Raw genomic sequence first — 14,672 nt, 5'->3', positions numbered from 1 at the left:
GTTGATAGGCCGGATATGGAAGCACGGTAACGTGTGGAGTTGACCGGTACTAATAGGCCGAGGGCTTGTCCTCAGTTGCTCGCGTCCACTGTGTTAGTTCTGAAACCACGAACAACCGTCGTAGCTGTTGCCGCGGCTCCGGTTGACAGTTTCATAGTGTTTCGGTGGTCATAGCGTGAGGGAAACGCCCGGTTACATTCCGAACCCGGAAGCTAAGCCTTATAGCGCCGATGGTACTGCAGGGGGGACCCTGTGGGAGAGTAGGACGCCGCCGAACTCCTTTTAGAGCTCTGGCTCTTGGGCATACAGCCCGAGGGCCAGAGCTTTTTTGCGTTGAGGTAAGGTCGGGGGGCATCGTTCGTACGTTTCCCACAGGAGGCCCCCGGGTGGAGGTTCAGGAGACCCGTGTTCAGACAGACCGGGTGCTCACCATCCCGAACATCCTCAGCATGGCGCGTCTCGTCGGCGTGCCCCTCTTCCTGTGGCTGATCCTCAGGCCTGAGTTCGGCGGCCCGAAGAGCGATGGCTGGGCGCTGCTGGTACTGGCCCTGAGCGGCGTCAGTGATTATCTGGACGGCAAGCTGGCGCGGCGGTGGAACCAGATCAGCAGCCTTGGCCGGCTTCTCGATCCCGCGGCCGACCGGCTCTACATTCTCTCGACCTTGGTCGGTCTCACCTGGCGGGAGATTCTGCCGCTCTGGTTGACCGCTGTACTGCTGGCGCGAGAGCTGGTTCTGCTGGTGATGGTGGCCATCCTCCGGCGCCATGGCTATCCGCCGCCGCAGGTGAACTTCCTTGGGAAGGCAGCCACGTTCAACCTGATGTATGCCTTCCCGTTGTTGCTGCTCAGTGACGGTACTGGATGGATCTCGTCACTCGCTGCTATTTTCGGATGGGCGTTCGCCGGATGGGGTACAACGCTGTATTGGTGGGCAGGAGTCCTCTACGTGGTACAAGTCCGCCGCCTGGTTCGCGCGGACGCCATGGCCGATTGAGCTCGTCGATTCGACCAACCGCAACGGCGCGATGGCCCGCTGACGAAAAGTGCGGGACAATTCGGACGGGTGAAGTCGGCTAGACCGTCGTCTCTTCGAGGAGGACGCTTCCGACATGAAGGCCGTCGTGATGGCCGGCGGCGAAGGCACGCGCCTTCGCCCGATGACCTCAAGCATGCCCAAGCCGCTCCTGCCGGTGGCCAACCGGCCGATCATGGAGCACGTTCTGCGGCTGCTCAAAAGGCATGGACTCAACGAGACCGTTGTCACCGTGCAGTTCCTTGCCTCACTGGTCAAGAATTACTTCGGTGACGGCGAAGAGCTCGGTATGGAGCTCACCTATGCCAACGAGGAGAAGCCCCTCGGTACCGCGGGAAGCGTCAAGAACGCAGAAGAAGCGCTGAAGGACGACACCTTCCTTGTCATCTCCGGTGACGCCCTGACCGACTTCGACCTCACGGACCTGATCAACTTCCACAAGGAAAAGGGCGCGTTGGTCACCGTCTGTCTGACGCGGGTGCCCAACCCTCTGGAATTCGGCATCACCATCGTCGACGAAGAGGGCAAGGTCGAGCGCTTCCTGGAGAAGCCGACCTGGGGCCAGGTCTTCTCGGACACGGTGAACACCGGCATCTACGTGATGGAGCCCGAGGTCTTCGACTACGTCGAGGCCGATGTGCCCGTCGACTGGTCCGGCGATGTCTTCCCCCAGCTCATGAAGGAGGGCAAGCCGATCTACGGCTATGTCGCCGAGGGCTACTGGGAGGACGTCGGCACGCACGAGAGCTATGTGAAGGCGCAGGCGGACGTCCTGGAGGGCAAGGTCGACGTCGAGATCGACGGCTTCGAGATCTCCCCGGGTGTCTGGGTGGCCGAGGGCGCCGAGGTGCATCCCGACGCCGTTCTGCGCGGACCGCTCTACATCGGCGACTACGCCAAGGTGGAGGCCGGCGCAGAGATCCGGGAGCACACCGTCGTCGGCTCGAACGTCGTCGTCAAGAGCGGCGCGTTCCTGCACAAGGCCGTGGTGCACGACAACGTGTACGTCGGACCGCACAGCAACCTGCGCGGATGCGTGGTTGGCAAGAACACCGATATCATGCGCGCCGCCCGCATCGAGGACGGCGCCGTCATCGGTGACGAGTGCCTGATCGGTGAAGAATCGATCGTGCAGGGCAACGTGCGGGTCTACCCGTTCAAGACGATCGAGGCCGGTGCCTTCGTCAACACCTCGGTCATCTGGGAGTCGAGGGGCCAGGCGCACCTCTTCGGTGCCCGTGGTGTCTCCGGCATCCTGAACGTCGAGATCACGCCGGAGCTGGCGGTGCGGCTGGCCGGCGCCTACGCCACCACGCTGAAGAAGGGCGCGACCGTCACCACGGCCCGCGACCACTCCCGAGGCGCCCGCGCGCTGAAGCGAGCGGTGATCTCCGCGCTCCAGGCCAGCGCCATCGACGTACGGGACCTGGAGAACGTACCGCTGCCGGTGGCGCGGCAGCAGACGGCGCGGGGGAGTGCCGGCGGCATCATGATCCGGACCACGCCTGGGGTGCCGGACTCCGTCGACATCATGTTCTTCGACGGGCAGGGCGCGGATCTCTCGCAGGCCAGCCAGCGCAAGCTCGACCGGGTGTTCGCGCGCCAGGAGTACCGGCGGGCGTTCCCGGGTGAGATCGGGGATCTGCACTTCCCGGCGAGTGTGTTCGACTCGTACACCGGGTCGCTGCTGCGGAACGTCGACACGACGGGGATCGCCGAGTCCGGGCTGAAGGTCGTGGTCGACGCGTCGAACGGCAGCGCGGGGCTGGTCCTGCCGAGCCTGCTGGGCAAGCTCGGGGTGGACTCCCTGACGATCAACCCGGGTCTGGACGAGTCCAGGCCGACCGAGTCGGCGGAGACGCGGCGCAAGGGGCTGGTGCGGCTGGGGGAGATCGTCGCGTCCGCGCGGGCGGCGTTCGGGGTGCGGTTCGACCCCGTCGGCGAGCGGCTGTCGCTGGTCGACGAGAAGGGCCGCATCGTCGAGGACGACCGGGCGCTGCTGGTGATGCTCGACCTGGTGGCCGCGGAGCGGCGCAGCGGGCGGGTGGCTCTGCCCGTGACCACCACGAGAATCGCGGAGCAGGTGGCCGCCTACCACGGCACGCAGGTCGAGTGGACGACGACCTCGCCGGACGATCTGACGCGGGTCGGGGCCGAGGAGTCGACGATCTTCGGTGGCGACGGCAAGGGCGGCTTCATCGTTCCGGAGTTCAGCAGTGTCTTCGACGGCACGGCGGCCTTCGTACGGCTCATCGGGCTGGTGGCGCGGACGCAGCTCACGCTGAGCCAGATCGACGCGCGGATTCCGCGGGCGCACGTCCTCAAGCGGGATCTGGCGACTCCGTGGGCCGTCAAGGGCCTGGTCATGCGGCGGGTCGTCGAGGCGGCCGGAGACCGCTTCGTGGACACCACCGACGGCGTCCGCGTGGTGGAGGCCGACGGGCGCTGGGTGATGGTCCTGCCCGACCCGGCGGAGGCGGTCACGCATCTGTGGGCCGAGGGGCCGGACGACGCGTCCGCGCAGGCCCTGCTCGACGAGTGGTCGGCGGTCGTGGAGAGCGCCGGGCGGTAAAACGCCCCGCACGCGCGCGTGCCGGACAAGTGTCCCTCAAGGGGGCCTGTCCGGCACGCCGGTGGGGCCATTCGGAGGTACCGGGCGCGACGTGCGACGATGTGCGGCATGTCGCAGCAGCCCCCCGTTCGGAGCACGTCGACGCGCCCGCCCTCGCGTCCGGACGCGTCCATGTCGCTGCTCACCAACGTCATGGATCACAGCCTCGACGACGGGTACGCCGAGGCGGCGGCGCGCAAGCGGGCCGCGGGTGACGGGGGCATGCCCAAGACGCTTCGGGCCCGGCTGGGACTCGCCGCAGGGCTGGTCCTGGCCGCCCTGGTGGTGACCGTCGGGGCCGCGCAGGCCCGGGTGGCGGCTCCCGCCGTGGCGAAGGAGCGCGAGGAGCTGATCGACCGTATCGACCGGGAGAGTGACGCGGCCGACGAGCTGGAGGACGCCGTCGACAAGCTGCGCGACGAGGTCGACGCGCGCCGGCGCGCCGCGCTCAAGCACAGCGGCGGGGGCGGTCAGGGCGAGCTGATCGGCATCCTGTCGGGCGCCACCGAGGTGCACGGACCGGGTGTGAAGCTCGTGGTGAACGACGCCAAGGACTCGGGCTCCGACGGTGACGGGAACCCGCGCGGGACGTCCGGTTTCTCCGACACCGGACGGGTGCGCGACCGGGACATGCAGCGGGTGGTCAACGGGCTGTGGGAGTCGGGCGCCGAGGCCGTGTCGATCAACGGGCAGCGGCTGACCGCCCTGTCGGCGATCAGGGCCGCGGGCGACGCCATACTGGTCGACAACCGGCCGCTGGTGCCGCCGTACACGGTGCTGGCGGTGGGGGACGGGAAGCAGCTGAGCACCCGGTTCCAGAACAGCGCGGACGGGCTGTACCTGCATGCCTTGCAGGAGAACTTCGGCATCCGGACCGGTATCTCCGTGGAGGACGATCTCCGGCTTCCGGCCGCGCCGAGCGTGACCGTGCGCACCGCGCAGCCGAGAACCGAGTCAGCACAGCCGAGAACTGAGAAAGGCACATCGTGATCGCCGTACTGGGCCTCGTCGTGGGAGTCGTGGCCGGCCTGTTGGTCCGGCCCGAGGTTCCGGCGGTCGTCGAGCCGTATCTGCCGATCGCCGTCGTGGCGGCACTCGACGCCGTCTTCGGTGGTCTGCGGGCCATGCTCGACGGCATCTTCGACGACAAGGTCTTCGTGGTGTCGTTCCTGTCGAACGTGGTCGTCGCCGCGCTGATCGTGTTCCTGGGCGACAAGTTGGGTGTGGGGGCGCAGCTGTCCACCGGTGTCGTGGTCGTGCTCGGGATCCGGATCTTCTCCAACGCCGCGGCGATCCGCCGGCACGTGTTCCGGGCGTGAGGCCGATGAGCGATCAGGACGAGACGGGCGAGAACCGGCTGCGCAGGGAGCTGCCGGAGGAGGTGCCGGCGCCGGCGCCGCGGGCGGCCGAGCCCGAGGAGACGGGCGGGCCGGTGCTGACCGGTCGGCAGCGGCTGGTGAAGGGGCTGTGGCCGCCGCGGGTAACCCGTGCCCAACTCATCGTCGCGCTGCTGCTGTTCGGGCTGGGCTTCGGGCTGGCCGTGCAGGTCGCCTCCAACAGCGACGGCGACAGCGCGCTGCGCGGGGCGCGGCAGGAGGATCTGGTGCGCATCCTCGATGAACTCGACGACCGCACACAGCGTCTTGAAGACGAGAAGCAGGGTCTCGAGGAGCAGCGGGACGAGCTGGAGAACAGCTCGAACCAGGCCGAGGAGGCCCGTCGGCAGACGATCGAGAAGGAGAGACAACTCGGCGTCCTCGCGGGCACGGTGGCCGCGGAGGGCCCCGGCATCACCATGACGATCGTGGACACGAAGGGGACGGTCGAGGCGGACATGCTGCTCGACGCGATCCAGGAGCTGCGCGCGGCGGGCGCCGAGGCGATCCAGGTGAACGGTGTGCGGGTGGTCGCCGGGACGTACCTCACGGATTCCGGCAAAAGCGTGAGCGTCGACGGGAACAAGATCAACGCGCCCTATCGTTTCAAGGTCATCGGCAAGCCGCAGGACCTCGAACCGGCGCTGAACATCCCTGGAGGCGTGGTGCAGACGCTTGAGAAGGAGCAGGCCACCGTGACCGTCGAGCGGTCCGACAAGATCATCGTGGATGCCTTGCGGCCCGCGGAGCGACCTGACTACGCTCGGTCGTCCTCCCAGTGAACCGGCGGTGCATGGCTGACGTCCGGCGAGGGCATGAGGTTGCGGGGGGTCGGCGCACCGATTGGGTGGTGCGTGGTGGAAACTGTCTGGTGGACACGGACGTTGTGAGGATGTCCGGCTCGACCAGTGTGTGCAATCAGGGTTCGTCCTGCCCCACGGGCGGGTCTGTTTCGGTCAAGGGGAATCGCCCGTGAAGTTGTTTGCGAAGTTGTTCGGCAAGAGCGCACGAGAGGGCCGCGACAGCAACGCGACCGCTCGCCATCGCGCGCAGCCTGACGCGGAGGGCCAGCGCCCGCTGTTCCGGGACCAGGTGGCTGGTCCGGGCGGTGACATTCCGGGAGGTCAGGGCGCGCCGTCTGTTGACCCTGCCCAGTCCGGCGGCATAGGTTTCGGGCAACCGTCAACCTCAAGTACGGGTGGAGGGTTCTCCTCTGGTCCGTACGCGTCCAATGCCCCGGCGGGGCAGCCGCGGCAGGAGGATCCGTCCATGTCGGTCCTGGTGTGTACGAGGTGCGGTAACCGCAACGCGGAGAGCAGCCGTTTCTGTTCCCACTGCGGCGCGCCGCTGCGGGCGGGGGCGGAGCGTTCGTCGGAGACGACCTCCACGATCTCCATCAGCGGTCTCGAGGCCTACGACGCGGAGGCCACCGGTCAGACGCCGATGCCGACGCTCTCCCCGGAGGCGCAGGCCGCCGTCGACGCGCTGCCGCTGGGCTCCGCACTCCTGGTGGTGCGGCGCGGGCCGAACTCGGGCAGCCGCTTCCTGCTCGACAGCGACCTGACCACGGCGGGACGTCATCCGCAGAGCGACATCTTCCTGGACGACGTCACCGTCTCCCGGCGGCACGTGGAGTTCCGGCGCAGCCCGGACGGCTCGTTCACGGTGGCCGACGTCGGCAGTCTGAACGGCACGTACGTCAACCGTGAGCGGATCGACCAGGTCGCGCTGTCGAACGGCGACGAGGTGCAGATCGGCAAGTACCGACTGGTCTTCTACGCCAGCCGGCAGGCCATCTGACCCTCCCCCAGACGCAGTCCGGGGGGAACCCCAGGGAAGGTCCATGCTTCAATCACCGAGCGGCGGTGCCGGTAGTGGTACCGCCGCCGCGGACAGTGGGCTGATGAGCATCGGCACGGTGCTGAACGTGCTGCGCGAGGAGTTTCCCGAAGTCACGATCTCCAAGATCCGTTTCCTGGAGTCGGAAGGGCTGATCGAGCCGCAGCGGACCCCCTCGGGGTATCGCAAGTTCAGTGCCGGTGACGTCGAGCGTCTCGGCCATGTCCTGAGGATGCAGCGGGACCACTATCTGCCCCTGAAGGTGATCCGCGAGCACCTGGACGCGATGGAGCGGGGCGAGGACGTGCGGCTGCCCACGCTCGGCCGGCAGCGCGACGGCGAGGCCGTGCCCGAGTCGGCCGAGGGGCCGACGGCCGCCCGGATCGGGCGCGACGAGCTGCTGGCCGCCGCCGGGATCGACGAGCGCCAGCTCGCCGAGTGGGAGGCGTACGGGCTGGTCACCGCGGTGGCGGACGGCGTGTACGACGCGGAGAGCGTCACCGTGGCGACGCTGGTCGCCGAACTGGGGCGATTCGGGATCGAGCCGCGGCATCTGCGGTCGATGAAGGCCGCCGCCGACCGGGAGGCCGGGCTGGTGGACCAGGTCGTGGCTCCGCTGAAACGACACCGCAACCCGCAGACCAGAGCGCTCGCCGAGGCCCGGACCAAGGAGCTGGCGGGGCTCGCGGTGAAGCTGCACGCGGCGCTCGTGCAGACCGCGCTCGGAGTGCGGCTGCCCTGAGCCGGGCTCGCCGAGCCGCGGTGCGGGGGTTGGGGCCGCGATGCGGTTGATCGCAGGGCAGGTCCGAAGCCGCGATTCGGTTGGGCCGCGGGGCAGGTCCGAGGGGATGCGGGCGGCCGGATCGGGCGCCTGATGCCGGCCCGACTACCCAAACATCCCGAGCACGGCCTAGGGTTGCTGTGTGAACGAGCTCGATGTCGTAGGTGTCCGGGTCGAGATGCCCTCCAACCAACCGATCGTGCTCCTGCGTGAAGTGGGAGGCGACCGCTACCTCCCCATCTGGATCGGGCCGGGGGAGGCGACGGCGATCGCCTTCGCCCAGCAGGGCATGGCCCCCGCGCGACCGCTGACCCACGACCTGTTCAAGGACGTGCTGGAGGCCGTCGGCCAGGAGCTCACCGAAGTACGCATCACGGATCTGCGTGAAGGCGTCTTCTACGCGGAGCTGGTCTTCGCCAGCGGGGTCGAGGTGAGCGCCCGTCCTTCCGATGCCATAGCGCTGGCCCTGCGCACCGGAACTCCGATCTACGGCAGTGACGGGGTGCTCGACGACGCCGGTATCGCGATTCCGGACGAGCAGGAGGACGAGGTGGAGAAGTTCCGCGAGTTCCTCGACCAGATCTCGCCCGAGGACTTCGGCACCAGCAGCCAGTGAGACGGGGCGGTCCGGCAGGCCACAGGGCGGTCGGACCGCGTCCCGTGAGAGCGCGCCGCGGGCATGTGCCGACGGCGCGTGAGAGCGTCCTGCGGCTCTCGCCGAGAGCATTCGGCTAGCCTTTCCCCGCGGTGGGGCACGGGAAACCACTCTTAGGGTGATTATCACTCGGCGTGCCGAGTGTGGCGATCGTTGACGCACCCTTGGTGACTGCCTACCGTCGAGAAGGCAGGTCAAGGACGGAGGTCGGCGTGAGAAGCAGCGGCGACGGTACGGCTGGGGGTGCCCCCGGACGCAGTCCGGGGGAGAGCGGTCCGTACCCGCTTGGGCGGGCGGCCGGTCACGCTGCGCCGCGGCCGGTGGCTGTACCCGGCGGCGGAGGGGCGGCGTCCGATGCGACCGAGGAGGTCGGCTACCGAGGTCCGACGGCCTGTGCGGCGGCGGGCATCACCTACCGGCAACTGGACTACTGGGCGCGTACGGGCCTGGTCGAGCCGAGCGTGCGGCCCGCCTACGGGTCGGGGACGCAGCGGTTGTACAGCTTCCGGGACGTCGTCGTCCTGAAGATCGTCAAGCGGTTCCTCGACACCGGGGTGTCGCTGCAGAACATCCGCACCGCCGTTCAGCATCTCAGGGAACGCGGTTTCCGTGATCTCGAGCGGATGACGCTGATGAGCGACGGCGCGACGGTGTACGAGTGCACCTCGCCCGACGAGGTCCACGCGCTGCTCCAGGGCGGTCAGGGCATCTTCGGGATCGCGGTCGGCGTGGTGTGGCGGGACGTCGAGAACGCGCTGTCCCAGCTGCACGGTGAGCGCATCGACACGGGGGAGACGCTGGTCGGGCACAATCCGGCCGACGAGCTGGCGCGGCGGCGCAACCGCGCGGTCTGAACGCGCGGCCGGAACAAGCGGTCTGAGCGCGCGGTCGGAACAGGCGGTCTGAACGCGAGGCCGGAACACGCGGTCTGAATGCGCGGCCTGAAACGGTCGCGAAGCCGATCCGAGCGGTCCCCGCGTGATCGGTGGCGGTCGCGGCCGCATTGTCAGTGGTGTGGTGCAGCATCGGAGATGTGAGAACCGCGCCGACGATCCTGCATCTCGACATGGACGCCTTCTTCGCCTCGGTGGAACAGGCGTCGAAGCCGAGCCTGCGCGGGAAGGCCGTCATCGTGGGCGGGCTGGGGCCGCGCGGGGTGGTGGCAACGGCCTCGTACGAGGCGCGGGTCTTCGGGGTGCACTCGGCGATGCCGATGGCGCAGGCGCGGCGGCTGGCGCCGAACGCGGCCTATCTCGTGCCGCGCTTCGAGTTCTACCGGTCGATCAGCGAGCAGGTCATGGGACTGCTGCGGTCGCTGTCGCCGCTGGTGGAGCCGTTGAGCCTGGACGAGGCGTTCGTCGATCTGGAGGCCGGGGGCGCGGCGTGGGACGAGGAGTCGGCGCGGCTGGCCGGGGTGAAGCTGCGCGCGGACATCCGGGAGGTCACCGGTCTGACCGGGTCGGTGGGGCTGGCCGCCTCCAAGATGCTCGCGAAGATCGCCTCCGAGCAGGCCAAGCCCGACGGTCTGGTGCTGATCCCGCCGGGGACGGAGCGGGCGCTGCTCGAGCCGATGTCGGTGCGGACGCTGCCGGGGGTGGGGCCGGCGACGGGCGACCATCTGCGGCGGGCCGGTATCACCACGGTCGGTGAGCTGGCCGAGGCAGGGGAGGACGAGCTGGTGCGGCTGCTGGGCAAGGCGCACGGGCACGCGCTCTACGCGATGGCGCTGGCGCGCGACGACCGGCCGGTGGTGGCGGAGCGGGAGACCAAGTCGGTGTCGGTCGAGGACACCTACGACGTGGACATCCACGACCGGCTCCGGGTGGGGATGGAGGTGCGGCGGCTGGCGGACCGGTGTGTGCGCAGGCTGCGGGGCGCGGGGCTGTCGGGGCGGACCATCGTGCTGAAGGTGCGGCGGTACGACTTCTCCACGCTGACCCGGTCCGAGACGCTGCGCGGGCCCACGGACGACCCGGCGGTGGTGCGGGAGGCCGCGGCGCGGCTGCTGGAGTCCGTGGACACCACGGGCGGCGTACGGCTGCTGGGGGTCGGTGTCAGCGGTCTCGCGGACTTCACGCAGGAGGATCTGTTCGCCCAGGCGGCGGGGGAGCGGGAGGACGGGCCCGTGGAGGAGGGGGCCGAGGAGCGGGCGCCGGCCGAGGCCGAGCAGACCGAGCGGCGGTGGCCTGCGGGGCACGACGTGCGGCACGCCGAGTTCGGACACGGATGGGTGCAGGGCAGTGGGCTGGGGAGGGTGACCGTGCGGTTCGAGACACCGGACTCGGAGCCGGGACGGGTGCGGACGTTCCGGATCGACGATCCGGCGCTGGAGCCGGCCGAGCCGTTGCCGCTGGTTGCGCGAAGACCGGGGGGCGACGAGGGAGACGGGGGATCCGGAGCCTTGGGGGACGGGGCTCGACGAGCGGTGCCCGGGTGAGTGGTCGGCGGCGCCCGGGGAGTGGTCGGCGGCGCCTGGGTGAGTCGTCGGTGGCGCCCGGGGGAGCGGTCGAGTGGCGTAGGGGCTGCGTCGGCGCAGCGCCCCCGGAGGCCGTGAGGGCCGGGGGCCGGGGGGGATGGGCCCGGGGTGAGCGGCTGGGGCTGTGTGGGCGAGCGGGCTCGGTGGGTGAAGCCGGTGGGTGCCCGGCTCGGCCCCGCCGCGGTCGCTCACCCCGGGGTCTTCAGGTCTCGTCCGTGCCCGCCAGCTTGCCGAAGTCGTGGTCCGGGAGCGCTGGAGGGGCCGCGATGTCGAGACCGTAGTGGTGGTAGAGCTGGAGTTCCTGCTCGGGGGAGAGATGGCGGCCCACGCCGAAGTCGGGCGCGTCCTTGATCAGGGCGCGGTCGAAGGGCACGTGGAGGCTGCCCTCGATCAGCTCGCTGGGTTCGAGGGGGACGAAGGCGTCCCTGCTGAACAGCCCGGTCCGTATGGCCGCCCACTCCGGGACGCCGGTCGCGTCGTCGAGGTAGACCTCGTCGATGGTGCCGATCTTGGTGCCGTTGCGGTCGAACGCCTTGCGGCCGATCAGGTTGCGCGGATCGATATCGGTCTGCACGGGCCCTCCACGTGGTCGCAACTCATTCGATAGCACTACGAAAGAGCACTTTGGGGAACGCGGCCACTCGAACGCCTGGGCGTTGCCCTCGCTGGTACGCTGACAACGGCTGCTGACCCCGTGCGGGAGAGTCCTCCGGATCACCCGGAGGCGCCGAAGGAGCAAATCCTCCCCGGAATCTCTCAGGCCCACGTACCGCACGGACGAGGTCACTCTGGAAAGCAGAGCGGGTGTCGACGGCTTCCGCTCTCACCGACGGTGAAAGCCGGATCCCCTCGGGCGATCCGGTGAAGCTCTCAGGTTGAGATGACAGAGGGGGAGGCCGTCCGGGCACCCGCGCCGTGGTGCCCCTCGCAGGTCGCGTCAGACCAGGAGGCCTCCGCAATGACCGCCCATCGCATTCCGCTCTCCGAGCTCGAGCAGGGCATTCCGTTCGAGCAGCGCCACATCGGGCCCGACCAGGAGGCTCGGGCGAAGATGCTCGCGCAGGTCGGCTACGGCTCGCTGGACGAGCTCACCGCCGCCGCGGTCCCGGATGTGATCAAGAACGCCGACGCCCTGGACCTGCCGGGTGCGCGCTCCGAGGCCGAGGTGCTGGCCGAGCTGCGCGCGCTCGCCGACCGCAACCAGGTCCTCGACTCCATGATCGGCCTGGGGTACTACGGCACCTTCACGCCGCCCGTCATCCTGCGCAACGTCATGGAGAACCCCGCCTGGTACACGGCCTACACGCCGTACCAGCCGGAGATCTCCCAGGGGCGGCTCGAGGCGCTGCTGAACTTCCAGACCATGGTCGCCGACCTCACCGGCCTGCCGACCTCCGGCGCCTCGCTGCTCGACGAGGGCACGGCCGCCGCCGAGGCGATGGCGCTCTCCCGGCGCATGGGCAAGAACAAGAAGGGCCTGTTCCTGGTCGACGCGGACGCGCTGCCGCAGACCATCGCGGTGATCCAGACGCGCGCCGAGCCGACCGGCGTCGAGGTCGTCGTCGCGGACCTCTCCGAGGGAATCCCGGCCGAGCTGGACGGGCGGGAGATCAACGGCGTCCTCGTCCAGTACCCCGGCGCCTCCGGTGCCGTACGGGACATCAAGCCGGTCATCGACCAGGCGCACGAGCGGGGCGCGCTGGTCACCGTCGCCGCCGACCTGCTCGCGCTGACGCTGCTGAAGTCGCCCGGTGAGCTGGGCGCGGACATCGCCGTGGGCACCACTCAGCGGTTCGGTGTGCCGATGGGCTTCGGCGGTCCGCACGCCGGTTACATGGCGGTCCAGGAGAAGATGGCGCGCAGCCTGCCCGGGCGGCTGGTGGGCGTGTCTGTGGACGCCGACGGCAACAGGGCGTACCGCCTCGCGCTGCAGACCCGTGAGCAGCACATCCGCCGCGAGAAGGCGACCAGCAACATCTGCACCGCGCAGGTGCTGCTCGCCGTGATGGCCGGGATGTACGCCGTCTACCACGGCCCGGACGGCCTGAAGGGCATCGCGCGGCGCACCCACCGCTACGCGTCGCTGCTGGCCGCGGGCCTGCGCGACGGCGGGGTCGAGGTCGTCCACGGCTCCTTCTTCGACACCGTCACCGCGCGGGTGCCGGGCCGGGCCGCCGAGGTCGTGGCCGCCGCCCGCGAGAACGGCGTCAACCTGCGCCTCGTCGACGCCGACCGGGTGTCGATCGCCTGCGACGAGACCACCACCCGCGCCCAGCTGGGCGCCGTGTGGAGCGCCTTCGGTGTCGAGGGCGACATCGAGGCGCTGGACGCGGCCACCGAGGACGCCCTGCCGGGCGCGCTGCTGCGCAGCGACGACTTCCTCACCCACCCGGTCTTCCACCAGCACCGCTCCGAGACCGCGATGCTGCGCTACCTGCGCCGGCTCGCCGACCGCGACTACGCGCTGGACCGCGGCATGATCCCGCTGGGCTCCTGCACCATGAAGCTCAACGCGACCACGGAGATGGAGCCGGTCACCTGGCCGGAGTTCGGGCAGCTGCACCCGTTCGCGCCCGCCGAGCAGGCGGAGGGCTACCTCACGCTCATCCGCGAGCTGGAGGAACGTCTCGCCGAGGTCACCGGCTACGACAAGGTGTCGCTCCAGCCGAACGCCGGTTCGCAGGGCGAGCTGGCCGGTCTGCTCGCCGTACGCGGCTACCACCGGGCCAACGGCGACGAGCAGCGCACCGTGTGCCTCATCCCGTCCTCCGCGCACGGCACCAACGCCGCGAGCGCGGTCATGGCCGGGATGAAGGTCGTCGTCGTCAAGACCGCCGAGGACGGCGAGATCGACGTCGAGGACCTGCGGGCCAAGATCGAGCAGTACCGCGACGAGCTGGCGGTGCTGATGATCACGTACCCGTCGACGCACGGTGTGTTCGAGGAGCACGTCTCCGACATCTGCGCGCGGGTCCACGAGGCCGGCGGCCAGGTGTACGTCGACGGCGCCAACCTGAACGCGCTGGTCGGCCTCGCCAAGCCGGGTCACTTCGGCGGCGACGTGTCGCACCTGAACCTGCACAAGACGTTCTGCATCCCGCACGGCGGCGGCGGTCCCGGCGTCGGCCCGGTGGCCGTACGCGAGCACCTGGCGCCGTACCTGCCGAACCACCCGCTCCAGCCGGCCGCCGGCCCGGAGACGGGCGTCGGCCCGATCTCGGCCGCGCCGTGGGGCTCCGCGGGCATCCTGCCGATCTCCTGGGCGTACGTCCGCCTGATGGGCGGCGAGGGCCTGAAGCGGGCCACGCAGGTGGCCGTGCTCAGCGCCAACTACATCGCCAAGCGCCTCGAGCCGCACTACCCGGTGCTGTACACCGGCCCCGGCGGCCTGGTCGCGCACGAGTGCATCATCGACCTGCGTCCGATCACCAAGGCGACCGGCGTGAGCGTCGACGACGTCGCCAAGCGGCTCATCGACTACGGCTTCCACGCGCCGACGATGTCCTTCCCGGTGGCCGGCACGTTGATGATCGAGCCGACCGAGTCCGAGGACCTGACCGAGCTGGACCGGTTCTGCGACGCGATGATCGCCATCCGCGCGGAGATCGAGAAGGTCGGCACGGGCGAGTGGCCCGCCGACGACAACCCGCTGCGCAACGCGCCGCACACCGCGGGCGCGGTCGGCGGTAAGTGGGAGCACGCGTACAGCCGCGAGGAGGCCGTCTTCCCGGGCGGTGTCTCCGTCGCCGACAAGTACTGGCCGCCGGTGCGCCGGATCGACCAGGCGTTCGGTGACCGGAACCTGGTGTGCTCGTGCCCGCCGCTGGACGCGTACGAGGACTGATCTCGTGAGTGTGGGGCCCCGCTTCGGTCCGGACGGCCGGGGCGGGGCCCTTCCGC

At 69.7% G+C, this 14,672-nt stretch carries 12 protein-coding genes, 2 rRNA genes and 1 riboswitch; of the genes, 13 read left to right on the top strand and 1 reads right to left on the bottom strand.

All coding sequences use genetic code 11. The features are described 5' to 3' along the window. The 12 genes from ACIG0D_RS20665 to ACIG0D_RS20610 form a co-directional block, all read left to right on the top strand. Window positions 1-73 (top strand): 23S ribosomal RNA (locus ACIG0D_RS20665); the annotation flags it as partial. Between the two features lie 87 nt (window positions 74-160). Continuing rightward, window positions 161-277: ribosomal RNA gene (gene rrf / locus ACIG0D_RS20660) — 5S ribosomal RNA — on the top strand. Between the two features lie 109 nt (window positions 278-386). Next, entirely contained in the window at window positions 387-995 is a 609-nt protein-coding gene (locus ACIG0D_RS20655) for a CDP-alcohol phosphatidyltransferase family protein (RefSeq protein ID WP_399802724.1), read from the top strand. Between the two features lie 115 nt (window positions 996-1,110). After that, the gene (locus ACIG0D_RS20650; RefSeq protein ID WP_399802722.1) at window positions 1,111-3,606 is read left to right on the top strand and encodes a sugar phosphate nucleotidyltransferase; all 2,496 of its coding nucleotides are present in this window, start codon (window positions 1,111-1,113) and stop codon (window positions 3,604-3,606) included. A 99-nt stretch (window positions 3,607-3,705) separates the two neighbouring features. Beyond that, on the top strand, window positions 3,706-4,635 hold the full coding sequence (locus ACIG0D_RS20645; RefSeq protein WP_399802720.1) for a DUF881 domain-containing protein: 930 nt from the start codon (window positions 3,706-3,708) through the stop codon (window positions 4,633-4,635). Next, window positions 4,632-4,964 carry a small basic family protein gene (locus tag ACIG0D_RS20640; protein WP_003988855.1) on the top strand — a complete coding sequence of 111 codons (333 nt, stop codon included), beginning with the start codon at window positions 4,632-4,634 and terminating at the stop codon, window positions 4,962-4,964. The genes ACIG0D_RS20645 and ACIG0D_RS20640 overlap by 4 nt, the downstream gene beginning before the upstream one ends. A gap of 5 nt (window positions 4,965-4,969) precedes the next feature. Beyond that, window positions 4,970-5,803, top strand: a complete 834-nt coding sequence (locus tag ACIG0D_RS20635) for a DUF881 domain-containing protein (protein WP_399802718.1) — start codon at window positions 4,970-4,972, stop codon at window positions 5,801-5,803. Window positions 5,804-5,864: 61 nt separating this feature from the next. Next, window positions 5,865-6,821, top strand: a complete 957-nt coding sequence (locus tag ACIG0D_RS20630) for an FHA domain-containing protein (protein WP_365762054.1) — start codon at window positions 5,865-5,867, stop codon at window positions 6,819-6,821. 43 nt (window positions 6,822-6,864) lie between these two features. Next, on the top strand, window positions 6,865-7,602 hold the full coding sequence (locus ACIG0D_RS20625) for a MerR family transcriptional regulator (protein ID WP_399802714.1): 738 nt from the start codon (window positions 6,865-6,867) through the stop codon (window positions 7,600-7,602). A 181-nt stretch (window positions 7,603-7,783) separates the two neighbouring features. Beyond that, a complete protein-coding gene (locus ACIG0D_RS20620; RefSeq protein ID WP_004002801.1) occupies window positions 7,784-8,257 on the top strand; it encodes a bifunctional nuclease family protein in 474 nt (157 codons plus the stop codon). Between the two features lie 251 nt (window positions 8,258-8,508). Then, window positions 8,509-9,150 (top strand): MerR family transcriptional regulator, encoded by a 642-nt coding sequence (locus ACIG0D_RS20615; protein ID WP_365762050.1) that lies wholly within the window; start codon window positions 8,509-8,511, stop codon window positions 9,148-9,150. 179 nt (window positions 9,151-9,329) lie between these two features. Beyond that, window positions 9,330-10,733 (top strand): DNA polymerase IV, encoded by a 1,404-nt coding sequence (locus ACIG0D_RS20610; protein ID WP_399802711.1) that lies wholly within the window; start codon window positions 9,330-9,332, stop codon window positions 10,731-10,733. Between the two features lie 241 nt (window positions 10,734-10,974). Here the strand turns inward: ACIG0D_RS20610 and ACIG0D_RS20605 are convergent, their stop codons facing one another. Next, window positions 10,975-11,346 (bottom strand): PRC-barrel domain-containing protein, encoded by a 372-nt coding sequence (locus ACIG0D_RS20605; RefSeq protein WP_399802709.1) that lies wholly within the window; start codon window positions 11,344-11,346, stop codon window positions 10,975-10,977. A gap of 113 nt (window positions 11,347-11,459) precedes the next feature. Then, window positions 11,460-11,554: riboswitch (glycine riboswitch) on the top strand. 176 nt (window positions 11,555-11,730) lie between these two features. Between ACIG0D_RS20605 and gcvP the strand changes: the two genes are divergently transcribed. Next, complete coding sequence (gene gcvP, locus ACIG0D_RS20600; RefSeq protein ID WP_399802706.1) at window positions 11,731-14,616, top strand: aminomethyl-transferring glycine dehydrogenase; 2,886 nt, start codon at window positions 11,731-11,733, stop codon at window positions 14,614-14,616. Window positions 14,617-14,672: the final 56 nt, after the last annotated feature.

Source organism: Streptomyces sp. NPDC052773, from assembly GCF_044547145.1.
In the GTDB taxonomy this organism is placed as follows: domain Bacteria; phylum Actinomycetota; class Actinomycetes; order Streptomycetales; family Streptomycetaceae; genus Streptomyces.
This window is presented reverse-complemented; position numbering and strand designations above follow the sequence as displayed.

What these genes read in the sequence shown, in the direction of transcription:
- ACIG0D_RS20645 (WP_399802720.1), top strand. Translation starts at nt 3,706, where the DNA reads ATGTGCGGCATGTCGCAGCAGCCCCCCGTTCGGAGCACGTCGACGCGC.
- ACIG0D_RS20635 (WP_399802718.1), top strand. Translation starts at nt 4,970, where the DNA reads ATGAGCGATCAGGACGAGACGGGCGAGAACCGGCTGCGCAGGGAGCTG.
- gcvP (WP_399802706.1), top strand. Translation starts at nt 11,731, where the DNA reads ATGACCGCCCATCGCATTCCGCTCTCCGAGCTCGAGCAGGGCATTCCG.
- ACIG0D_RS20650 (WP_399802722.1), top strand. Translation starts at nt 1,111, where the DNA reads ATGAAGGCCGTCGTGATGGCCGGCGGCGAAGGCACGCGCCTTCGCCCG.
- ACIG0D_RS20625 (WP_399802714.1), top strand. Translation starts at nt 6,865, where the DNA reads ATGCTTCAATCACCGAGCGGCGGTGCCGGTAGTGGTACCGCCGCCGCG.